The following is a 22,210-nucleotide window of genomic DNA, read 5'->3' as shown; positions in this document are numbered from 1 at the left end:
CTGATCACTGCCGATTCTCAACTACTTTTTTAAATGATTCTCGATGTCTTTCAGGTGGAGACCCAGAGCGTGAGTGGAAATCTGAATCTCCCGGATGAGTAATCCCAGGGAAATTATGAGAAGGATCAGGGCAATGCCGAAAATCCAAATGGCCGCAATATGTTGTTCAATATAGATAAGAAACATAGTAAGAACACACAGTAGTAAGCTTGTAATTCCGAAGATCTGCATCCAGCGGGTAAGGTTCAGCCTCAATTTGATATTTCGAATCTGGTCGATTAGGGTATCATCTTTTTTCTCCAGGTAGATATCGTGTAAATTCCTGATAACGGCTGCATAGGCCAGGAACCTGTTGGTATAGGCCAGCATAATAAGTGAAATAGCTGAAAATAAAAGTGCAGGGGTGGTGAGTGTTAGCTGTTCCATTGAGATTTCAGTTTACTGCTTTGCTTCGCAAAAATAGGGTTTTCAACCATTCGAATCCGGAGAATCGGTATTAGCTGTATGAGTGATGTTAGAATTGTTGCTAAGCGTAACAGGAAAATCGGGTTTAAGATAAATTCAGAATTCTGTACCTTGGGATAAGAACCACGTACAATCATATGGAACTTGATATCTCTTTTATACGCGAACAGTTTCCAGCATTTTCAGAACCTGAATTAAATGGCTGGGCTTTTTTTGAAAACGCCGGGGGCTCTTACCCCTGCAGGCAGTTTTTGGATAAACTGACGGAATTTTATTATAAAAATAAGGTGCAGCCTTATTATCCTTATCCCGCCTCAATCAAAGCTGGAGAAATGATGGATAGCTCCTATGAACGAATGGCTGCTTATCTTAATGTATCTCCGGCTGAGATCCATTTTGGCCCATCAACGACGCAGAATGTCTATGTCCTGGCCCATGCGATGCGTCCCATGTGGCAGGAAGGAGACGAGGTTGTAGTCTCCTGCCAGGATCACGAGGCAAATGCCGGGGCCTGGAGAAGACTAACAGAGAGCGGAATTGTCGTAAAAGAATGGCATGTAGACCGGGAGACAGGTATGCTCAGCCTTTCCGAATTGGAAAATTTATTATCTGAAAAGACAAAGATGGTGGCCTTTCCCCATTGCTCAAATGTCATTGGTTACTTCAACCCGGTAAAGAAGATCAGTAAAAAAGTAAAGGATGCAGGCGCAGTATGCGTAGTCGATGGTGTTGCGGCGGCTCCCCATGGCTTTCCGGATCTGAAGGAACTTGGCGCCGACATCTACATGTTTTCCCTTTATAAAACTTTTGGACCGCATTTAGGACTGATGTATGTAAAGCAGGATTTGATTGAAAATATGGAAAATCAGTCCCATTTTTTCAAAGAAGGAATCACGCGTAATACAATCACCCCGGCCGGCCCTGACCACGCACAGATTGGCTCGGTTAGCGGTATACTGGATTACCTTGATACGGTCTACAATCATCACTTTAATGATGACACCCTGCCTTCTCAAAGAAATTCCAGGCTCAATTCGTTATTCAGAAACTATGAAGAGCAGCTCCTCAATCCTCTTTTAGACTTTCTGAGGTCTAGAAAGGATGTTAGGATTATAGGGCCCGATAAGCTAAAAGACCGTGCCCCTACGATTTCAATTCTGCCATTAAATAAAAAACTGGACGAAGTTTATTCTTCGCTTACCAAGCACAAGTTAATGTTAGGGAAAGGTGATTTCTACGCGGTTCGTCCCCTAATGGATATGGAAATCGACAGCCCCCCCGGAGTAATACGAATCTCTTTTCTGCACTACACGCATAACGATGAGATAGTGCAATTGATTAAAGGCCTGGAGGGGTCTTTATAAGATGCAATTAATAAGAATGATCGAACTTACTCGGGAAGGTAATTGGAGGCCATCTCCACCGGAGTCTGCCGGTAGACTTGTTCTATGATTTGATACAGATCCGGCACTACGGTACTTGCCAAACTGGAATGGCTATTGAGCAATACACATATGCCCAGCTCTTCTTCGGGAAATACAGCAATTTCATTCCTGTAGCCGTTGACGCTGCCCCCGTGATGCCATATCGTTTTTTTACGATCTCCAAATTCATCAGAAAACTTGTGAATCCTCCAGCCAAAGCCATAATGGGAGGATATATGTCCCGGCCATCGTTGATAGTACTTGCTTCTTCCTTTAATTTCAATTACGGGTGTAAAGGCCTTCTCTATGGACTTCTTAGTCATGATCTCGGGGTGGTGGCCCAGGAGAAACTTCATCCACTTGGCCATATCAAGACTACTGGCATTGATGCCACCTGCAGCAACTGCATTGTAATAGTGATCGTTGAGTTTTTTAGGTCTCCAATTCCTTCTCCATCTATTATGAGGCAGTGCCACATTTTCAACCTCCTGCAAGCTTTTATAGTCCATATTGGTGGAGCACATCTGCAAGGAATAAAAGAATTTGTTTTTCAGGGCTTCTCTGAGATCCTCACCGGTAGCCTTGTATATAATTTCTCCGGAAAGGGCAAATAAGGCGTTCTGGTAGCTGTAAAGTTCTCCGGGAGCACTTATGGGTTGTACTTCTCCAAAACGTTCAGCAATTTTAGTAAGGGGCAAACCTGCTTCTACCAGATTGGTGAAACTATGGTAGGGTGCCCCGGATGTATGAGACAATAAATTTCCAAGTGTAAGTTGATCAGTATGCTTTTGATCGCCAAAATTAAAAGAGGGTAAATAGTCTTTTACTTTATCATTCCAATGTAATTCTCCTTCTTCTGATAATTTAACGGCGAGCACTCCCGTAAATCCTTTGGATAGGGACCCCAGCCTGAAGATGGTATGTGCATCTACTTCATCGCTGCTATTTGCATTTCTTTTGCCAAATCCATCAGAAAATACAATGGAATCTCCTTTTACGATACTTACCCCAGCTCCTATAATGCTGCCTGAGGTCAGGGCATTTTCAAAATATGCCTGAACCGCTTTCTTTAATTCTTGTTTCTGCCAGGCATACTGTGAGGCTTTTAGTGGACTAAGGCCAGTCTCTTGAGGCTGGGTCATTACCACTTGTCGGAATGACTCTTTATTTGAAACGGGTTTTTTTGAACTCAGAATGAGACCCAGCAAAACCAGAAACATCATAGCGATTCCTAATGTGATATTGTATCGATATGTAGAAGGCTTACTAATTGGCAAGGCTATTATAGACTTAAAAAGTAGGTTAATTATGATTAAATAACCCCATTTTGTCCTGAATATTATAAAAACAGATGTAAATCTAAAAAAATAAAGACCGAATCTTATTAATTCCTTGTATCCAATCCAGCCACCCTTCCCTGTCGCTTGTGCGGGTGTCACGCTCGTGACCTCAATATTGAAGTTAGAGGAAATGGGACGAAATACGAAGTTCGAACCTCTAACCTCTAACTTCACTTATCCCAACCACCCCTCCCTATCCAGACTTCTGTACTGAATGGCTTCCAGAATATGTGTGGAGTTGATGTTTTCTTCCTTTCCGAGGTCTGCAATTGTCCTGGATACTTTCAGTATCCGGTCGTAAGCTCTTGCTGACAACTTTAATCGTTCCATAGCCTGTTTCAGTATTTTCATAGCCTGTTCCTCCAGTTCACAATATTTCCTGATTTGTTTAGTATTCATCTGAGCATTGTAGTGAACGGCCGTGTCATTGACGAATCTGCGTGTCTGTATCTCCCGTGCAGCCTCTACCCTTTTACGAATAGCTACACTCCCTTCTCCTTTTCGTTCTTCAGAGAGCTTTTCAAACGGCACCGGAGTCACTTCAATATGGATATCAATTCTATCGAGTAAGGGGCCGGAAATCCTGCTTAGATACCTTTGTATTTCGGCTGGAGAGGAATTCATGTTATTGTCCGGATCATAGAAATACCCCGACGGACTAGGATTCATGCTGGCTACCAGCATAAAACTACTAGGATAGGTAAGTGTAAACCTCGCCCTGGAGATAGTCACCTCCCTGTCTTCCAGGGGTTGTCTCAGTACCTCTAGCACACTGCGTTTAAATTCCGGCAATTCATCCAGGAACAACACCCCGTTATGGGAAAGGGAAATCTCACCGGGTTGTGGATAGCTTCCGCCACCCACCAGGGCCACATCACTTATAGTGTGATGAGGGCTTCGGAAGGGCCTGTGGTAGATCAGTCCGGTACTGTTCACCTTCCCTACTACCGAATGGATCTTTGTTGTTTCAAGGGCTTCATTCAGGGTCATGGGTGGCAGGATGGAAGGCAAACGCTTGGCCAGCATTGTTTTTCCCGCTCCAGGTGGACCTATCATAATAATATTATGCCCTCCTGCAGCGGCAATTTCCATACATCGTTTGATACTCTCCTGCCCTTTTACATCAGAAAAATCGATATCACTGCTGATTCGATTTTCATTGAATATTGCACAGGTATCCACCTCAAATTGCTCAAGGGAGCGGCCTTCATTAAAAAACTGAATCACTTTATCCAATCCATCTACCCCGTAGACCTCCAAATCTTTTACTATTGCCGCTTCCCTGGCATTCTCCCTGGGCATGATCAATCCCTTAAACCCTTCTTCCTTCGCATTGATGGCAATTGGGAGAGCTCCTTTTACAGCTTGCAGGCCACCATCGAGAGAAAGTTCACCCATAATCAGGTATTGTGATAGCAATTCCGATTTTATCTGACCCGATGCTGCAAGAATTCCCAGGGCAATGGGCAAATCGTAAGCTGATCCCTCCTTCCTTAGATCGGCTGGCGCCATATTGATAGTTATTTTCTTTCCCGGAACCTTATATCCATTGTTGAGTAAGGCAGCTGCTATTCTGAAGTTGCTTTCTTTGATTGCATTGTCTGGCAGGCCTACCAGATGATAGCCTATGCCCTTATCTATATTGACTTCAACCACTACCGTAGTAGCTTCTATGCCAAATACAGCGCTGCCATAGACTTTTGTGAGCATGGAATCTTATTGAGCAGGATAAGATAAACCCTGATCTTGCAACTAAGTTTCACATTGGAGGTAAATATTATTTGGATTTTGAACGGAATAACAGGACAGAGGAAGCCGTTTCTCTGATTTCTTCCTCATTCATCAGCATTTTACGGAATTCACCATTGACAAACATTTTTGCCTGGTCCTCATAATACTTGCTGAATGGATTTCCCGACTGCCCTGTAGGCAATATACTCATGCTATTCTCCACATCTGAAAAATCGATAACTCTGCGGGTGGATGGTCCGGCAGTAACTGAAAAAGTAGACGAGCCATTATATAGAAATGCCATATTATTTATGACCTCCCTTGTGCCCGAAACCGGGAAAGGGCCAACATTGAAGAAAAATCGAAGGGCTGCGATCTGACCTATAGGGTGACCGTGTTCAAGGGTATGTAACCGCCCCCAAGTCCAGTCGGAAATATCTTTTCCCAGGTCATCTTCAAGCGACTGAAATGCATAGAGATAGGAAGATTGTACGATGTCTTTTTTGGTCTCTACTGTGTCCGTGGTATTTACATTATCCCACCATACCGAATTTGCTCTGACGGCCATGGGTGCAATCAGTCTTTTGAGAAAATGCGTGCCGGTGAATTGCTTAAATCGCTCCTCCCCTAACTCATCCTCGAACGTATTCTTTAAGAAAAAATAGATCCAGCGATGAAAGATTGCAGCTTCTGCATTCTCAGTGTCATAATTCCCATCCCACTTATTCAGGTGGTCTAAAGCGAGTGTTTGCTCATCGTTCAAATCTCCTACGGTTATCAATTTAGCCAGTTCTGTAACGATTGAAGGGTTTACGGAAGAAACATTGTCGGTGATCATTGTTCTTACCGATTCAGCATCCCAGTCCGATTTTCCATCCAGCAGGCCAACGATCCGCTTTGCCCTGTTCTCAGGGAGGTAGTAACCGGGATACAACATGCCGGCAATAGAATCCGGCTGATTGTTTGCTGAGTAGACATAATGCCATGGAGGATTGACCGACTGTGGATTCTCCGAAAAATCTAAAAATCGTACTTTTTTATCCTGATCTTTACTCCCATCCATCACCAGCTTTGTGTGGGTGCTGTCGCCAAGCTGATACAATTTTGCCGATGCCCACCAGGCTACATTTCCATCAGCATCCCCATACATGGTGTTAAGTCCGGGGGCATGTATTTTGGGCAACGCCCCTTTAAATTCATCCATATTTGTGGCATGACTGATCCCATAAAGGGATTCCAGCACTTCATTCTCACCCTTTGTGTATATCCAGTCCATACTGATAGGATGCCTGCCATCGATCTGATTGGCAATTCCGTTGAGGATAGGCCCCCTTTCTGTTTTTGTATAGCTGAATTTCTCATCAGCCTCTTCTTTAACCCTGATTATCTTGGTGACCACCTCCAAGGGTTTCCAGCCTGTTGGAGTTTTATACTTTGTACTGTCCTCCGGATCAAGTACTTCGTAGAAAAAATCCACATCGTCGTTTTCAAACATGGTAAATCCATAAGCCATTTTTCGGTCATGTCCGAGCAAAGGAAACGGAACCCCGGCCAGATGATAGCCGTATTTCTCGTAAGAAGGCGTTATTACATGAGCTTCGTACCAAACGGATGGTTGCGCAAAGCCAATATGGGGATCATTGGCAAAAATGACCTTTCCCGATTTTGTTTTCTGAGGCCCAATCACCCAACTATTACTCCCGATGAACTGCGGTACAGGCAATTTAGACAGGGCCTCTGTGGTAACAGAGATCACAGCCGCTTCACTACTTACTTCCTCTTCTTTATAATTACGGATCCAAACTGTATTCGGGCTGCTGTTGATTTCCAAATCCGACAGGTATTCCGGACCCAGAGAATCCTTGATAACGGTTAAGAGGGGATCGGTTTTATGGGCCATGGCAAAGCTAAAGGCCATATAGCCAACCGTATTATAAATATCTTCAATGGAATAAGGTTTTTTCTCCAGACCGGTCAGGAGAAATTCCACGGGAGTCGGCCCTTCCTCAATAAACTGATTTATCCCGTCAAGATAAGCTTGTGATAGTATAGCGATTTGACTTTCGGGATCGAGCCTGGCCGCTGCCTTTGCGGAGGCATCGTCAATTCCAAGGGAAAGAAAGAACTTATCTGTAGGTAACATGTCTTTCCCAAAAACTTCAGACAGTCCACCTGTAGCGACTCTCCGCAATAGTTCCATTTGCCAGAGCCTGTCCTGAGCATGAACATAACCAAGCGCTCTGAATGCATCTGTTTCCTCAGTGGCTTCAATATGAGGTATACCATACGGATCATAGGTTACGGTCACCTCTGCATTTAAATTATCCATAGGCTTCTCACCCGAATAATCCGGTTTCAGGGTCTGCACAATTATCAGACCTGCAAGGAGTAAAACTCCCAGAATTCCTAACAGAACCCACCCTATTTTCCTGACAGCTTTCACGTTGGTTTAAATCTTACTATAAAGATAGTGTTTTTATAGCGCTGAGACGTTCCTATCGACTACTTACTACAATATTTCGTTGATAGGTCTGAAACGCCTGTAAGCCTTCTTTCAGCCATTTCTCGTAAGTAGCTGTGTCTGTATTCTGAATGGAGGAATTCAGTATGTAGAGATCAGGTGAAAGCATCACATAATAGGGCTGTGAAGCAGCGTTGAAATTAATCGTCTGGAAGGTGCCCCACTTCTCCCCTATCTCATCGATCGATTTTACCCTGCCTGAATCATACCTGAATTTAAACTGTTCATTTTCCGGAAGTGATTTTCGATCGTCTACGTACAGTGATATGAGTACAAACTCCTCATTGAGCAATTGAAATACTTCGGGGTCACTCCAGACATGTTCTTCCATTTTACGACAATTCACACAAGCCCAGCCTGTAAAATCGAGGAGAATTGGTTTGTTTTCCTTTTCGGCATACGCCCGACCCGTTTCAAAATCCTTAAAACATTCGATTCCCAGAGGGCATTCACTATCCTGTTCTGCAAGCGTATAAAAATCCGGTGGCGGAAAGCCACTTAGAAGCTTCAAATTGGTAAGTTGTAGCGCACCTGAAAGAAGGTATACACAGAACACTACTGAGACAAAACCTGTGATCTTTCTCAGGGAAGAGAGTTTTGTTTTCGGACCATCATGAGGAAACCTAAAAATTCCAAATAAGTATAAGCTCAGAAGGAGAAAGATAAGTATCCAGATTCCAAGGAATATTTCTCGTTTAAACAACCCCCAGTTACCCACAAGGTCGGCATTGGATAAAAACTTAAAGGCTAGGGCCAGTTCCAGGAATCCCAGTACCACTTTTACCGTTGTCATCCAACCCCCTGATTTCGGAAGGCTTTGCAACCAGGCAGGGAACATGGCAAAAAGGGCAAAGGGTAAGGCCAGTGCCACACCAAATCCAAGCATCCCCGCAGATAAATTCGTCGCTACATCCCCTTCTGCCAGTGCTGTACTCCCCAGCAGTCCGCCTAATATAGGTCCTGTACAGGAAAAGGAGACGATGGCCAGGGTAACCGCCATAAAAAATATACCCATACCTCCCCCGACGCGATTGGAAGCACTATCCATTTTGTTTGCCCAGCTACTGGGCAGTGTCAGTTCATAATATCCAAAAAAGGAAAAGGCAAAAAAAACGAAAATCAGGAAGAAAAATAGGTTGAGCCAGATATTTGTGGCAATAGTATTTAAAATCTGAGAATCAACAGAATCGAAGAGATGAAATGGTAGACTCAGAAGGAAATAAATGATCACGATAAAGAAGCCATACAACGAAGCGTCAAAAATTCCCTTCGATCTTGACTGTGATTTTTTAGTAAAGAAGGATACCGTCAATGGAATCATCGGAAAAACACATGGTGTCAGCAAGGCGATTAACCCACCCAGAAAGCCCAGACCAAAAATGACAAGCAGGCCTGTCTCCCCTTCTGAAGAACCTGTACCTATTCCTCTTAAGACATCTTTATTTTTTAAATCGAGTTTAAGGGCATTGGCCATGGCTATACTGCTGGCATCGAGGCTCTCTTCTACCGGAGCTATTTCGGATCCGTCAAGAGAAAAATAAAATACTTTATCCTTAGGGATACATACCTCCATACAGACTTGATAGAAAAGCTCTACTTTCACCTGAGTTATATCCGGTTTCAGCATCCGGATTTTCTGCTTAAAAACAGCTTTTTTCTTAAAAAGTGTTTCCTCTACTTCAAAAATCTCACTGTATACTTTTAAGGTGGCACTTTCGGTAGTCCCTCCTATCAATTCGTAATCTGTTCCCTCATTTATATAAGTAAATTCACTGGGGAGCGAGCCACCTTCAGCCGTAAATTGCGAATACAGATGCCAACCCTCATCGATGGCGGCATTCATGATTAATTCGTATTGAGAATCTCCCAAAGGGATGAGGTCCTGACTCCAAATTACAGGATCTTCCCCATCCTGAGCAAAAGACACAAGGGCCATTAAAAACAAAACAATATTCGAAATCAGTTTTTTCATTCTGCTAAGGTAACCTTAAGGATATGCCTTGTTTTTTCTGTGATTTTAAACCGATCGTCAGCTCTCCTACCAATAATCCAGACGATGTCTTCCCCACAACAAAGGAGCCATTGATTTTGTTTGGCAACGGCATCCATTTTTTCATCTTTAAAAAATTTCGATACCTTTTTTCTCCCTTCCATTCCCAGGGGATAAAAATAGTCGCCTTTTTTCCATTTCCTGACAGTCAGTTTATGGTTTAACGTTTCTTTATCTATGTATAGTATGGTATTGTTCTTTTCTTCAATCTCTTCAACCTCCTCAATCCTGATCTCAAGAGGCAGATCACCGCTAACTTCAGGAATTTCATCAGCTTCACCTACAGGTCCCTGTTCAGGGAATTCCTGCAAAATAAGATGTTTTCTATCCTTGATAAGTCGGTGGGTTTTGGAATGCACTTCCTTCCCACTCATTGCCGAGAGTAATGCTGTGACATCAGCCCATGAGGTAAATCCATAGGGCTTAAAAATTTCATACATATAACTTTCTACAGGCTGCAATTTATTTAGCTCTTCCAGGGAAATTTTATATCCTTTGTGATAGGGAGCAAAAAGACCCTCCCTTAAACCTTTTACATAATCAGATAGCATTTCGGCAGATCCTGAGAGGTACTGTATAGAGTTTGCAAAATTACTGAGGAAGGTAGGGTGAAGTTCCTTTAGTGCGGGAACTACTTCATGTCTGATTTTATTTCTCAGGTATTTGGTGTCTTCGTTACTAAGGTCTTCACGCCAGGAAATATTATGTAGCCTTGCATATTCCTGAATCTGTTTGCGTGTAAAGGGAAGTAAGGGCCTGATGATCTTATTGTTCTCCTCCGGGATTCCACTCAATCCCTCCAAGCCGGTTCCTCTTGAAAGATTGATCAGAAATGTTTCAAGAGTATCATCCAGATGGTGTGCAGTAAGTACCCAGGACAATTCATTTTTCTTCAATAATTCTTCGAACCATTGATACCGCAGTTCCCGTGCCGCCATCTGAATAGAAAGTCGGTGTTCCCTGGCATACGCCTTGGTTTCGAACCGGGTTGAAAACAGCGCTACATTCAATTCCGTTGCTAAATCCTTTACAAAACGTTCATCGTCTTCACTTTCCTGACCTCGGAGTAAGAAATTACAATGTGCCAAGGTAATGTTCAAACCTGTGGCAGCACATAAATGTGCCAGTACTACACTGTCAATTCCTGCGCTACAGGCTACTATACCGGCGCGATCTGATAGTTGTGAATGAGATTTTGCAATATGTTGTCTGAATGCGTCTAACACCTTGCAAAGGTAAGAAAGAAAGGCTTGGTACTTATCTCAAATGCCTGCAACGTTTTTTTAGGAAACTCTATTCCCCAAGGCTGTTGAGCCATTTCCCCAGGGCCTGCTTATGTTCTTTTGCCTTTTCGGAATCGGTTATGCCATCGCCTGAACTGAACGTATGGTTAAAAGAGGGAAGTGAAAAAGTGGCTATTATTTCTCCGCCGAATCTCGGCAGCATATCCTCTGTCTTTGCAAGGGAACTACTTGCCCCTCTCCTACCGGGAGAAGTGCTCATTAGGAAGATTTTAGTATTCTCCAGGAAATTGCGTTCGAGTCTCGACAGCCAGTCGATTAGATTCTTAAAATAAGCAGAAGGATTGTTGTTGTGTTCGTTTACAGAGAGTAAAAGGCCATCGCAATTGCGGATGTCATCCCTCAATTCGGCCAGGGAATTGGTGTAACCAAACTCTTTTTCATGGTCTTCACTAAACATGGGTAGGTCATATAATGCCATATTCATCACCTGAATATTATGCCCTTCGATCAATGAAATGGTGTGTTTTACTAGTTGAAAATTGATGGATGTGGAAGAATTACTTCCGGCAAAGGCCAGAATTTTACTCATGATCTGAATCTAAGATTAATGTCTAAGAGCTACGAAAATACCGTAAAATCGAATTAAATGTAAAGTATTGTATTAATTTTGCACCTGAAAACATCCAAACACCCTGTGAATTAAGTATATAGGTTGTTGAATAGTATGGAACAAAAGACAAACCGACTTCATTTTATAGATGCCATAAGGGCCTGGGCCATCCTGATGATGCTCCAGGGTCATTTTGTCGATGGTTTGCTCGATCCCGCTTTCAGGGATCCGCAAAATGGAGCTTATTCCTTATGGCTTTATTTCCGGGGAATTACTGCCCCTGTGTTTTTTACTGTTTCAGGATTTATTTTCACCTACCTTCTCATCAGGGTACCTCAAACAGGTTTTGAGAATCCCAGGATTAAAAAAGGCTTGAAACGCGGATTACAACTGCTGCTTATTGGCTACCTCCTGCGGTTAAATTTATTCGGCCTGTTACAGGGTAAACTTTATGACGCTTTTTTTCTGGTGGATGTGCTTCATTGTATTGGGATTTCGATAATGGCGATCATAGCAGTATACCTGCTTACCACAAAACTCAGGAAATGGGCCCTTCCTCTGGCGCTATCAGGTATCTCCCTAGTGCTTTTCCTGTTTGAACCATTGTACGCATCCTGGACCTATTCGGCCTTGCCTGAGGGAATTGCCAATTATTTTACCAGAAGCAATGGCTCTGTTTTTACAGTGATACCCTGGGTTGGGTATACAGCCTTTGGCGGGTTCCTGGCGGTTTTATTCAGAAGATATCTTACCAATAAGAATCTGTATTCAACTGCCATCTGGCTAGCACTAATAACCGGTTTTAGCCTGGTATATTTTTCTTCTCCTTTCTTCTATTCGCTATACGAATTGAGCGGAATTTCCCTTTTCCGGGATATAGTTGCCAATAATTATCTCTTTATCCGATTAGGCGATGTGTTGATTGTATTTGCATTATTTATGCTGATTCGTAAATACCTGATCCAGCCTACCTTGTTACGTATTGGGCAAAATACACTTTCTATATATGTGATTCATTTTGTTATCCTGTACGGCAGTTTTACAGGCCTGGGATTGTACCGCTTTTTCCATCACAGTCTTAGTCCGACAGTCGCAATCGGAGGAGCGCTTGCCTTTATGGTAGTATGTTCCTATGCTGCTCTTAAATACGACAAGCACGAGGTCATGATCAAAGGACATATCCGTTCAACTATCAAGAGTGGAAAACCCCTTGCTTTACGTGCTTATTACTCCCTATCTGAATATCTTATAATATTACAGGACAGACTATTAAGGCTATTTAATATAACTAAAGGTTAAGATATCCTTTTCGGACTTATATATGGAGTGCTCTATCATCTGTAGCTGCTAGTGCAGCCTCTTTTACGGCTTCGGCATAAGTAGGGTGAGCATGACTCATTCTCGAGATATCCTCGGCAGAGGCTCTGAATTCCATGGCCGTTACCGCTTCGGTAATCAAATCGGCACATCTGGCTCCAATCATATGAACCCCCAGCACTTCATCAGTATTTTTATCTGCCAGTATTTTAACAAAACCATCAATGTCTGAACTCGCACGAGCCCGGCCTAAGGCACGCATAGGAAACTGACCTGTTTTATACGCCACTCCGCTTTCCTTGAGCTGTTCTTCTGTTTTTCCAACGGAAGCTACTTCGGGCCAGGTATACACTACATTAGGGATAAGGTTGTAATCAATATGCGGTTTCTGCCCGGCGATAATTTCTGCAACCATTGTTCCTTCTTCTTCTGCTTTGTGAGCGAGCATCGCACCGCGAACCACGTCACCTATGGCATAGATGTTAGGCATATTGGTTTGTAATTGCGAATTGACCTCTATTCTGCCTTTGTCGTCCACTTTTACTCCACCCGCATCAGCATTTAGGCCGTCAGTATACGGTCTCCTTCCAACAGACACAAGGCAATAGTCTCCCTGCAGGGTGAGTTCTCCTCCTTTTGGATCATCAGCAACAACTGTCACCTCTTTTCCTTTGCGCTTTACTGATTTTACTTTGTGAGACAGGTAAAATTTCACCTTTTGTTTCTTAAGAACTTTCATAAGCTCTTTTGAAAGTGAGGTATCCATCCCGGGAATAATACGATCCATAAATTCAACAACGCTGATATCAGCTCCCAATCGCTTGTATACCTGACCCAGCTCCAGGCCTATTACTCCGCCCCCAATGATGATCATGTGCTTTGGGATCTCTTTCAGTTCAAGGGCTTCTGTGGATGTAATAATCCGCTCCTTATCTAATTTAATAAAAGGCAGGCTGGCCGGTTTGGAGCCTGTAGCAATGATGATATTTTTTGCCTCAATTTCAATAGACTTTCCTTTTGAAGGTTTGATTTCAATGTGAGTGGAATCCTTAAAACTTCCAACTCCCTGAAATACCTCAATTTTATTTTTGTTCATCAGGAACTGAATCCCTTTGGTGGTCTGATCAACTACAGATTGTTTCCTGCCGATCATTTTTTCCAGATTCACCTTTATGTCTCCTGGGATTTCAATCCCGTGGTCCTCAAAATGTTTTACGGCATCCTCATAGTGGTGACTTGAATCGAGCATTGCTTTGGATGGGATGCAGCCTACGTTCAGGCAAGTGCCTCCCAAGGTTGAATACTTTTCTATTATTGCTGTTTTCATTCCAAGCTGGGCGCAACGTATGGCAGCCACATACCCGCCGGGTCCGGAGCCAATTACTACCACATCAAACTGAGTCATAAGGTAATTTTAAATTAGAGAAGGTTTTTGCGGGAGTACTTGACCTCCCGGCTGACAAAAATACGAATGTTTTTAATTTAAGACGTAAGAAGAATTGAAGAACCTTACAGCTTTCGGTTCGTTTAATACAAGGCTATTTTTTTATCTACGGCCCCAAGAGAAATTAGATACTCTTTTACCTCTGTCGCATCCTCCCCTCCTTTTTCTGCATGGTGCAATAAAGTAAAGCCGTGTGGACCTTTGGCATGTAGTGCCTGTGGAAAAGCCTCCAGCATGGATTTAACAACCGTGAGCTGCCCAAATAAGCAAGCCGTAAAAATATTGGCCTGAGCTCCCTTATCAAGGAAGTACCTTGCCAGCTCCTTGTAGCCAACATGACTTGCAGCACCCAGTCCCGTTTCAAAATCCCCGTGTTTCCAATCGTGAGCAGCATTCAGCAAGGTGGGGTAAGCTTCGAGCATATCCTTAACCTTGTCCATATCACGGTGTGATGCTCCCACAAACTCCTGAACCATTTGCCTGCTCAGTTGTTCTTCCTCCTGCCGTTTAAAACTTATTCCTGCCCCGGCCGTAAAGATGAGTCCCATTGCCCCGGCAGTCCTGATAAAATGTTTGCGTTCCATATCCCACTATTTTCAGATAAGGTACGGAGAACCAATATTAAAAAAGTCAGGTTTAACATCCTTTTATCAGGATTTATCCCAGGGAGATGGCTGTGGATGCCTTTACCTCACTAATAACAAATGAACTTTGAGTACTTCCAATATTGTTGAGAGCGGTGAGTTTCGTCACCATAAATTCGCGATATGCCGCCATGTTGGACACGTGAACTTTTAAAATATAATCATAGTCCCCGCTAACGTGGAAACACTCTGAGACCTCTTCAAGCTGCAACACTTCCCGCTCAAATTGCAGAACGTATTCCTTGATGTGCCTGCTTAATTTTACATGGCAGAGAACGGTAAAGTCCATCGCAACAAGGTGCTTGTCTAAGAGGGCAACATATTTCTTAATGACCCCATCACGCTCCAGTCTTTTTATCCGTTCATAAACGGCTGTCGTAGAAAGCCCTAACTGATTTGCATAGGACTTGGTCGTCTTCTTACAATCGTCCTGCAAAAGCCCCAGCAATTGTTTATCCAAATGGTCTAGTTTCATATGATTTTAATTCTGATTGTACTCAGTTTATAATTAATATATAGAATAATATTCTAATTTAGTGAATATTTCTAATATATAAATCTATATTTTAATCTTTATATTGTATTTATTTCTTTAAATAGCTAATTTTATTGTCTAAAAGATATATTCTTATGGCTCACGATGCTTCAGACAAAATTCAGGAATTACATAACTTCGGGGAATTCGGTGGCGTCAACCCATCAATTTCCGACTCGTCTACCTATACCTTCCTTTCTGCCAAGACCATGTTCGATACCTTTGAGGGCAATACAGAAGGATGCTATTTGTACAGCAGGCACTCCTCCCCTTCCAACCTGTATTTAGGTGAAGCCCTTGCGGCATTAGAGGGTACGGAAACCGCCAATGTTACTGCCAGTGGAATGGGTGCCATTACAGCCGTAATCTTACAACTCTGTGATGCGGATGAGCACATTGTTAGCAGTAGAACTATCTACGGAGGCACCTATGCCTTTATGAAGAATTTCCTGAAAAAGTTCAGAATCAACACCTCCTTTGTTGATATCACCTCACTTAAGGCAGTAGAAGAGGCTATTACGCCCAAAACAAAGATGATCTATTGTGAATCTGTGAGCAATCCGCTACTTGAAGTTGCCGATATCAAAGCACTGGCAGATCTGGCTAAAAAGCACAATATCCCATTAGTTGTTGACAATACATTTTCTCCTCTATCTATTGCTCCCGGGAAGCTTGGAGCTGATGTGGTTATTCATAGTCTTACCAAATTTATCAACGGAACCAGCGATTGTGTTGCGGGAGTGGTTTGTGGCACCAAGGAGTTCTGTCTTGCCTTAAAAGATGTAAATAACGGAGCAGGAATGCTACTGGGCAGTACACTCGACAGTCTAAGGGCAGCTTCCATCCTGAAAAACATGAGAACGCTGCACATCCGAATGAAAAAACACAGTGAAAATGCACTCTATCTTGCACAGCATTTTGAAAAAGATGGACTGCGAGTAGTTTATCCCGGCCTTTCATCTCATTCCGGACACACATTGATGAAAAAACAAATGACCAATGAATACGGCTTTGGAGGCATTCTTACCATTGACGTGGGAAGCTTAGAGAAAGCCAACCAGCTCATGGAACTCATGCAAAAGAAAAATCTCGGATATCTGGCTGTAAGTCTTGGATTCTATAAAACCCTCTTTAGTGCTCCTGGCACGTCTACTTCTTCCGAAATACCGGAGGAAGAACAAATTGAAATGGGTCTCTCTGATGGGTTAATCCGATTTTCTATTGGCCTGGATAATGATATTCACCGTACCTATACCCTGATGAAATCCTCTATGGTTGAGTTGGGTATCCTCGACTCGGATACTGTCACGGTCTGACACCCTCACTTTCTGTCTTGTTTGCACAACCGTTGCTAAAATTGTAATATTACCGGCAAACTAAACTACGGTAAATGACGGCCAAAAAATCGAATGCGCACAGGGAGAACGAACATATCGTTGATAATACGGAGTTAAATATCTGGGAGGCGCTTATCCCTGTTTTTGCCCTTGTGGGCATGCTGGCATACAATGTTTACGTTTTTGGTGACAACGCTATCAGCGGATCAAACCAGTTTATTTTACTTATGGGAGGGGCAGTTGCAGCCATCGTAGGGTTTTTTAACAAAGTGTCCTACAAACAAATGCTGGCCGAAGTAGCCGAAAATGTGAAATCGACCACAGGCGCTCTCCTCATCCTCCTAATGGTAGGAGCCCTTGCCGGTACCTGGCTGGTAAGCGGAATAATTCCGGCCATGATCTATTACGGACTTCAGATCCTGAATCCTACAATTTTTCTTGCAGCCTGTGTTATTATTTGTGCCATCATTTCCATCGCTACCGGTAGCAGCTGGACAACCGCAGCAACCGTTGGAATTGCGTTAATAGGAATTGGTGACGCCCTGGGTATATCCCTTGGGATGACAGCCGGAGCCGTACTTTCGGGAGCTTATTTCGGGGATAAAATGTCTCCCCTTTCAGATACAACGAATCTGGCCCCCGCAATGGCAGGAGGAGAATTATTCGGGCATATCAGATATATGACGTATACCACCGTACCTACCATAACAGTAACACTCATCGTATTTATAATTATTGGTTTAAATCTGGAAACAACAGGTGTTGCCGATACGGAAAGTATACTTACCTCAATAAAAGCCACCTTTAATATCAACGGCTGGTTATTTATCGTACCGCTGGTAGTTATCCTGCTGATCGTGAAAAAAGCGCCCCCGCTGATGGCGCTGCTGATAGGTACTCTTTTGGGGGGTGCCTTTGCCCTATTCTTTCAGCCTGAAATCGTAGCAGGTCTTACCGGAGCCAAGGAGCTCACCTTTGAAACTGGTTATAAAGGCATTCTCAATGCAATTACTATCAATACTTCCATAGCAACTGATAACCCTGCCCTGAACGACCTGTTTTCTGCCAAAGGGATGGCGGGGATGCTGGGCACCATATGGCTGATCGTCTGTGCAATGGTGTTCGGGGGGATCATGGACGGAATAGGAGCCCTGTCGAGAATCACTACCGCCCTTTTGGGTCTTGCGAAAACCACCTTTGGACTCTTTGCCAGTACAGTTGGAAGCTGTATAGCCCTGAACGTCACAGCTTCAGATCAATACCTGGCCATCGTTGTTCCAGGGAAGATGTTTGCCAAAGCGTATGAAGACCGTGGCCTCGCACCTGAGAACCTGAGCAGGACGCTGGAGGATTCGGGTACCGTCACCTCTGTCCTGATTCCCTGGAATACTTGTGGTGCTTACCACAGCGGTGTCCTGGGAGTAAGCGTGGCAGAATATTTTGTCTATGCCATCTTTAACTGGTTAAGCCCAATGATGACCCTTACGTTTGCGGCCCTACAGATTAAGATCAAACAACTGGTACAGGCCCCTGAAAAATAAGCTCATTCTAGCTTGCAGAGTTCCTCATTTATTTCCTAATTTTCGGACCCAAACAATGATCTGATTTTAATGGCTTTAGTGAAATTTACCGGTACATCTGCAAATACAATAGGGAAACTTCCAGCCCCCGGAATTCCGGCACCTGATTTTATACTTACAAAGCGTGATCTTACTTCGGTTAGTCTGGAACAATTCAGAGGGAAGAATGTTGTCCTCAACATATTCCCATCGGTAGACACCAGTACATGTGCCCAGTCTGTTAGGACCTTCAATAGAGAGGCGGCAGAGATTAAAGATTCTGTGGTTCTCTGCATCTCCAAAGACCTGCCCTTTGCCCTTAGTCGATTCTGTGGAGCCGAAGGCATTGATCAAGTACTGATGCTAAGTGATTACAAAAGCAACGAATTTGGAGAATCTTATGGGGTAACCTTTGTTGATGGCCCTTTCGAAGGACTTCTGGCGAGGGCAGTGGTAGTAATCAATTCTGATGGGGAAGTAGTCTATACCGAACTCGTTTCTTCCATTGGTAATGAACCAAATTATAAAGCAGCCCTCGAGGCCCTTGAGAATGAATAAAGAATCTTTTGTAATGAACAGGGTTAAGGGTTTTATTTATGCGGTTAAGGGAGCCTTCCTGCTCTTGAGGACAGAAAGCAGTATTCAGATACAGTTTGTTATTGCAGTTTTAATTACCGCAGCCGGGTTTTACTACCAGATTTCGACTACTGAATGGATACTTCAAACTCTGGCCATAGGGCTGGTTATGGGGGTTGAAGGGGTAAATACTGCTATAGAAAAACTCTCAGACTACATACAGCCCAATCTTGACCCCAAAATCGGTTTTATTAAGGACATCTCGGCCGGGGCTGTTATGCTGGCTGCTATCGCAGCCACTATAGTTGGCCTTATCATCTATATCCCCAGAATATTTTAAAGGCCTGACCACTTCTGCTTCCTTGCTAAATTTGTATTTTTACACCATGAACTTTATGCATTAATGGCGACCAAGAAAAAAAAGTCCAGACCTACGGCTTCCAAAAAAAGAACATCTTTCAGGTTTTCCAGGCAGAATAAGATTATTCTCGGAAGCCTTTTGATATTACTGAGTATTGCCCTGTTTTTTTCTTTTATTTCTTTTTATTTCACCTGGCAGGAAGATCAAAGTCTGCTTACTGAATTCGCAAATAGAAATGAACAGGCCAAAAATCTGTTGAATAAATTTGGAGCCAGTGTAAGTTATTATATAATGTACCGTGGCTTTGGCCTCGCTTCTTTTATCCTTCCCTTTTTGTTATGCCTTACAGGTCTTTACCTTTTTCTCAGTATCCCTGGAAAAGCTCTTTGGAACAAATGGGTCTGGGGACTTCTCCTTTTGATATGGACTTCTGTTGCCCTGGGATTCTTTGCAGAAAAACAACCTTTACTAGGCGGACTAGTAGGCTATGAAATGAATGATTTTCTACAAGATTACACCGGAAAGATCGGGGTGTTTCTTATTCTTCTTTTTATGCTTACCGTCATACTGGTTCGGCTTTTTAAAATTACCCCGGAAGGAATCGCATCCTTCTTTAAATCAAAATCGGCCTCCCTTGCTTCCGATTTTAAAAGAAAAAAAACAGAATCCTCCCCCACCCTGATGCCGGAAGAAAAGGAAGCCGAGGTGATCCTCGACACCTATACACACAAAAAAGATATTCCACATCTGGAAGATGCTCCTGTAGAAAACGGGACCAGTTCAACTTCCAAAGAGGAAAAGAAGGAAGAGGAAATTGCCATGGAAGTGAGTACGGTTGCTGAAGAGAAAGAGGAAAGCGACCTGCTTTCAGACAAACTGGTAGAGGACTTTGGTGAATTCGACCCCACCCTGGAACTGAGTAATTATAAGTTTCCGCATCTTGACCTGCTCGACCAGCATGGATTTACGGGAGGAATTACCATCAACCAGGAAGAGCTGGAGGAAAACAAAAATAAGATTGTCGACACTCTTAAAAACTACAAAATTGGAATTGCCCAGATCAAAGCTACTATTGGTCCTACTGTCACTTTATATGAAATTGTACCGGAAGCCGGTGTAAGGATCTCCAGAATCAAGAACCTGGAAGATGATATCGCCCTGTCCTTGGCTGCTCTTGGAATTCGTATCATCGCCCCGATCCCGGGAAAAGGTACAATCGGGATCGAAGTTCCCAACAAAAAAGCCACCACAGTATCAATGCGTTCGGTGATCGCGTCGAGCAAATTCCAAAAAGCAGAAATGCAGTTGCCCATCGCTTTTGGAAAGACCATTAGCAATGAAACTTTTGTAGTTGACCTGGCCAAAATGCCTCACTTATTGATGGCCGGCGCTACGGGACAGGGTAAGTCGGTTGGTCTGAATGCTGTGCTCACCTCCCTGCTCTACAAAAAACACCCGGCTGAAGTTAAGTTTATCCTGGTGGACCCTAAAAAAGTAGAATTAACCCTATATAACAAGATTGAACGCCATTATCTCGCAAAACTCCCCGATTCTGAAGAGGCGATTATCACAGACAACACCAAAGTCATACACACCCTTAACTCTCTTTGTATTGAGATGGATAACCGCTATGAGCTACTAAAATCGGCCATGGTGCGGAACATCAAAGAATACAACGTGAAATTTAAGGCCAGGAAACTAAATCCGAATGACGGGCATACCTTCCTGCCTTATATCGTCCTGGTGATCGATGAATTTGCTGATCTGATCATGACAGCCGGGAAGGAAGTGGAGACACCAATAGCGCGACTCGCACAGTTGGCCAGGGCCATTGGAATACACCTGATTATCGCGACACAGCGACCTTCTGTTAATGTGATCACCGGAATCATCAAGGCAAATTTTCCTGCCAGGCTGGCATTCAGAGTAACTTCTAAAATTGATTCAAGGACAATTCTCGACTTCCAGGGCGCTGATCAGTTGATTGGCCGGGGTGATATGCTGTTTACCCAGGGAAATGATATTACAAGGATACAATGTGCATTTGTTGACACCCCCGAAGTGGCAAAGATCACAGAGTATATCGGATCACAAAGAGGATACGCAAGTGCACACCTGTTACCTGAGTACTCAGGTGAAGATTCTGGCACAGGTATTGCTATGGATATCGCAGACAGGGATGCCATGTTCCGGGATGCAGCTGAAGTCATTGTTACCGCTCAGCAAGGATCTGCTTCCCTGATCCAGCGAAAGCTGAAATTGGGATACAACAGGGCAGGAAGAATTATAGATCAACTGGAAGCTGCCGGCATTGTAGGTCCTTTTGAAGGAAGTAAGGCAAGGGCAGTTTTAGTGCCGGATATTTATGCCCTGGAAAAAATGTTAAATGAAGAAACCAAATAAGTCATGAAAAAAATAGTTCCCTTATTACTTACCCTCCTCCTGAGTATCGTTGTGTTTGCTCAGGATTCTGCTAAGGCCAAGGCCCTACTCGATGAGGTATACAACAAGGTTCAGAGTTATGATAATATTGAGGTAGAATTTAAATATGCCCTTGAAAACAAGGAGGCAAATATCAATCAGGAAACCCGGGGTGATGTAACCCTGCAGGGTGATAAATACTTATTTAATTACCTGGGTTCTCAGCAACTTTATGACGGAAAGAAAGTGTATACCATCGTTCCAGAAAATGAAGAAGTGACCATTGAAGATCGCACGGAAGATGAAAACACCATCACCCCATCTAAAATGCTCACCTTTTACAAATCAGGGCACAATTATGCCTGGGATATTCTGCAGAATGTTCAGGGCAGGAAGATACAATATGTAAAACTCACCCCAATTGATACCAATTCGGAAATCGCCTCCATCCTGCTGGGAATCGATGCACAGACCAAACATATCTACAAACTCATCGAAACAGGTAAAAACGGCACTAAAACAACGATTACTGTTAATTCTTTTAAAACCAATCAGCCGTTGTCAAAAACCTTATTTACATTTGATGAAGCCAGATATGAAAATGATGGTTACTATATAATAAGAAACTAGC

Annotated in this window: 18 protein-coding genes; 8 read left to right on the top strand and 10 right to left on the bottom strand. The window is 43.2% G+C overall.

The genetic code is table 11. The features are described from left to right. Positions 1-21: 21 nt before the first annotated feature. Positions 22-426, bottom strand: coding sequence for a DUF2721 domain-containing protein (locus AB8P51_RS12765; protein WP_369749234.1), 405 nt, complete (start codon positions 424-426; stop codon positions 22-24). A gap of 176 nt (positions 427-602) precedes the next feature. On the opposite strand from AB8P51_RS12765, the gene AB8P51_RS12760 reads away from it, so the two are divergent. Next, positions 603-1,829: an aminotransferase class V-fold PLP-dependent enzyme gene (locus AB8P51_RS12760; protein ID WP_369749233.1), complete on the top strand. Its 1,227-nt coding sequence runs from the start codon at positions 603-605 to the stop codon at positions 1,827-1,829. A gap of 26 nt (positions 1,830-1,855) precedes the next feature. Here AB8P51_RS12760 and AB8P51_RS12755 read toward each other — a convergent pair whose 3' ends face one another. From AB8P51_RS12755 to AB8P51_RS12730, 6 genes are all read right to left on the bottom strand, one after another. Further along, positions 1,856-3,166, bottom strand: a complete 1,311-nt coding sequence (locus tag AB8P51_RS12755) for a serine hydrolase domain-containing protein (RefSeq protein ID WP_369749232.1) — start codon at positions 3,164-3,166, stop codon at positions 1,856-1,858. Positions 3,167-3,403: 237 nt separating this feature from the next. Then, positions 3,404-4,939: a YifB family Mg chelatase-like AAA ATPase gene (locus AB8P51_RS12750; protein WP_369749231.1), complete on the bottom strand. Its 1,536-nt coding sequence runs from the start codon at positions 4,937-4,939 to the stop codon at positions 3,404-3,406. Between the two features lie 67 nt (positions 4,940-5,006). Continuing rightward, complete coding sequence (locus AB8P51_RS12745; RefSeq protein WP_369749230.1) at positions 5,007-7,403, bottom strand: penicillin acylase family protein; 2,397 nt, start codon at positions 7,401-7,403, stop codon at positions 5,007-5,009. Positions 7,404-7,455: 52 nt separating this feature from the next. Further along, the gene (locus AB8P51_RS12740; protein ID WP_369749229.1) at positions 7,456-9,453 is read right to left on the bottom strand and encodes a protein-disulfide reductase DsbD family protein; all 1,998 of its coding nucleotides are present in this window, start codon (positions 9,451-9,453) and stop codon (positions 7,456-7,458) included. Then, complete coding sequence (tilS, locus tag AB8P51_RS12735; protein WP_369749228.1) at positions 9,450-10,757, bottom strand: tRNA lysidine(34) synthetase TilS; 1,308 nt, start codon at positions 10,755-10,757, stop codon at positions 9,450-9,452. Before tilS ends, AB8P51_RS12740 begins: the two co-directional genes overlap by 4 nt. A gap of 67 nt (positions 10,758-10,824) precedes the next feature. Beyond that, a complete protein-coding gene (locus AB8P51_RS12730) occupies positions 10,825-11,364 on the bottom strand; it encodes an NADPH-dependent FMN reductase (protein WP_369749227.1) in 540 nt (179 codons plus the stop codon). 135 nt (positions 11,365-11,499) lie between these two features. Between AB8P51_RS12730 and AB8P51_RS12725 the strand changes: the two genes are divergently transcribed. Next, the gene (locus AB8P51_RS12725) at positions 11,500-12,684 is read left to right on the top strand and encodes an acyltransferase family protein (protein WP_369749226.1); all 1,185 of its coding nucleotides are present in this window, start codon (positions 11,500-11,502) and stop codon (positions 12,682-12,684) included. A gap of 16 nt (positions 12,685-12,700) precedes the next feature. Here AB8P51_RS12725 and lpdA read toward each other — a convergent pair whose 3' ends face one another. The 3 genes from lpdA to AB8P51_RS12710 form a co-directional block, all read right to left on the bottom strand. Next, complete coding sequence (gene lpdA, locus AB8P51_RS12720) at positions 12,701-14,107, bottom strand: dihydrolipoyl dehydrogenase (protein WP_369749225.1); 1,407 nt, start codon at positions 14,105-14,107, stop codon at positions 12,701-12,703. A 122-nt stretch (positions 14,108-14,229) separates the two neighbouring features. Continuing rightward, a complete protein-coding gene (locus AB8P51_RS12715; RefSeq protein ID WP_369749224.1) occupies positions 14,230-14,730 on the bottom strand; it encodes a hypothetical protein in 501 nt (166 codons plus the stop codon). Between the two features lie 73 nt (positions 14,731-14,803). Next, entirely contained in the window at positions 14,804-15,265 is a 462-nt protein-coding gene (locus AB8P51_RS12710; RefSeq protein ID WP_369749223.1) for an Lrp/AsnC family transcriptional regulator, read from the bottom strand. A gap of 155 nt (positions 15,266-15,420) precedes the next feature. Between AB8P51_RS12710 and AB8P51_RS12705 the strand changes: the two genes are divergently transcribed. The 6 genes from AB8P51_RS12705 to AB8P51_RS12680 all read left to right on the top strand — a co-directional run bounded on the left by AB8P51_RS12705 (position 15,421) and on the right by AB8P51_RS12680 (position 22,209). Beyond that, the gene (locus AB8P51_RS12705; protein ID WP_369749222.1) at positions 15,421-16,641 is read left to right on the top strand and encodes a PLP-dependent aspartate aminotransferase family protein; all 1,221 of its coding nucleotides are present in this window, start codon (positions 15,421-15,423) and stop codon (positions 16,639-16,641) included. A 74-nt stretch (positions 16,642-16,715) separates the two neighbouring features. Beyond that, a complete protein-coding gene (gene nhaC, locus AB8P51_RS12700; RefSeq protein WP_369749221.1) occupies positions 16,716-18,203 on the top strand; it encodes a Na+/H+ antiporter NhaC in 1,488 nt (495 codons plus the stop codon). 69 nt (positions 18,204-18,272) lie between these two features. Next, positions 18,273-18,779 carry a thiol peroxidase gene (gene tpx / locus AB8P51_RS12695; protein ID WP_369749220.1) on the top strand — a complete coding sequence of 169 codons (507 nt, stop codon included), beginning with the start codon at positions 18,273-18,275 and terminating at the stop codon, positions 18,777-18,779. Beyond that, entirely contained in the window at positions 18,772-19,137 is a 366-nt protein-coding gene (locus AB8P51_RS12690) for a diacylglycerol kinase family protein (RefSeq protein ID WP_369749219.1), read from the top strand. Before tpx ends, AB8P51_RS12690 begins: the two co-directional genes overlap by 8 nt. 63 nt (positions 19,138-19,200) lie before the next feature. After that, entirely contained in the window at positions 19,201-21,561 is a 2,361-nt protein-coding gene (locus AB8P51_RS12685; RefSeq protein ID WP_369749218.1) for a DNA translocase FtsK 4TM domain-containing protein, read from the top strand. A gap of 3 nt (positions 21,562-21,564) precedes the next feature. Next, positions 21,565-22,209, top strand: a complete 645-nt coding sequence (locus AB8P51_RS12680) for an outer membrane lipoprotein carrier protein LolA (RefSeq protein ID WP_369749217.1) — start codon at positions 21,565-21,567, stop codon at positions 22,207-22,209. The last annotated feature ends 1 nt before the right edge of the window (position 22,210 follow it).

Source organism: Muriicola sp. SD30, assembly GCF_041205185.1.
GTDB lineage: Bacteria > Bacteroidota > Bacteroidia > Flavobacteriales > Flavobacteriaceae > Muriicola.
Note: the sequence above shows the minus strand (reverse complement) of the source record. Positions and strands in the feature narration are given on the sequence as shown.

Excerpts from the sequence above, each read along its gene's own strand:
- AB8P51_RS12690 (WP_369749219.1), top strand. The coding sequence starts at position 18,772 with ATGAATAAAGAATCTTTTGTAATGAACAGGGTTAAGGGTTTTATTTAT.
- AB8P51_RS12750 (WP_369749231.1), bottom strand. The coding sequence starts at position 4,939 with ATGCTCACAAAAGTCTATGGCAGCGCTGTATTTGGCATAGAAGCTACT.
- AB8P51_RS12740 (WP_369749229.1), bottom strand. The coding sequence starts at position 9,453 with ATGAAAAAACTGATTTCGAATATTGTTTTGTTTTTAATGGCCCTTGTG.
- lpdA (WP_369749225.1), bottom strand. The coding sequence starts at position 14,107 with ATGACTCAGTTTGATGTGGTAGTAATTGGCTCCGGACCCGGCGGGTAT.
- AB8P51_RS12765 (WP_369749234.1), bottom strand. The coding sequence starts at position 426 with ATGGAACAGCTAACACTCACCACCCCTGCACTTTTATTTTCAGCTATT.
- AB8P51_RS12725 (WP_369749226.1), top strand. The coding sequence starts at position 11,500 with ATGGAACAAAAGACAAACCGACTTCATTTTATAGATGCCATAAGGGCC.
- tpx (WP_369749220.1), top strand. The coding sequence starts at position 18,273 with ATGGCTTTAGTGAAATTTACCGGTACATCTGCAAATACAATAGGGAAA.
- AB8P51_RS12680 (WP_369749217.1), top strand. The coding sequence starts at position 21,565 with ATGAAAAAAATAGTTCCCTTATTACTTACCCTCCTCCTGAGTATCGTT.
- AB8P51_RS12705 (WP_369749222.1), top strand. The coding sequence starts at position 15,421 with ATGGCTCACGATGCTTCAGACAAAATTCAGGAATTACATAACTTCGGG.
- nhaC (WP_369749221.1), top strand. The coding sequence starts at position 16,716 with ATGACGGCCAAAAAATCGAATGCGCACAGGGAGAACGAACATATCGTT.
- AB8P51_RS12715 (WP_369749224.1), bottom strand. The coding sequence starts at position 14,730 with ATGGAACGCAAACATTTTATCAGGACTGCCGGGGCAATGGGACTCATC.
- AB8P51_RS12710 (WP_369749223.1), bottom strand. The coding sequence starts at position 15,265 with ATGAAACTAGACCATTTGGATAAACAATTGCTGGGGCTTTTGCAGGAC.
- AB8P51_RS12685 (WP_369749218.1), top strand. The coding sequence starts at position 19,201 with ATGGCGACCAAGAAAAAAAAGTCCAGACCTACGGCTTCCAAAAAAAGA.
- AB8P51_RS12760 (WP_369749233.1), top strand. The coding sequence starts at position 603 with ATGGAACTTGATATCTCTTTTATACGCGAACAGTTTCCAGCATTTTCA.
- AB8P51_RS12730 (WP_369749227.1), bottom strand. The coding sequence starts at position 11,364 with ATGAGTAAAATTCTGGCCTTTGCCGGAAGTAATTCTTCCACATCCATC.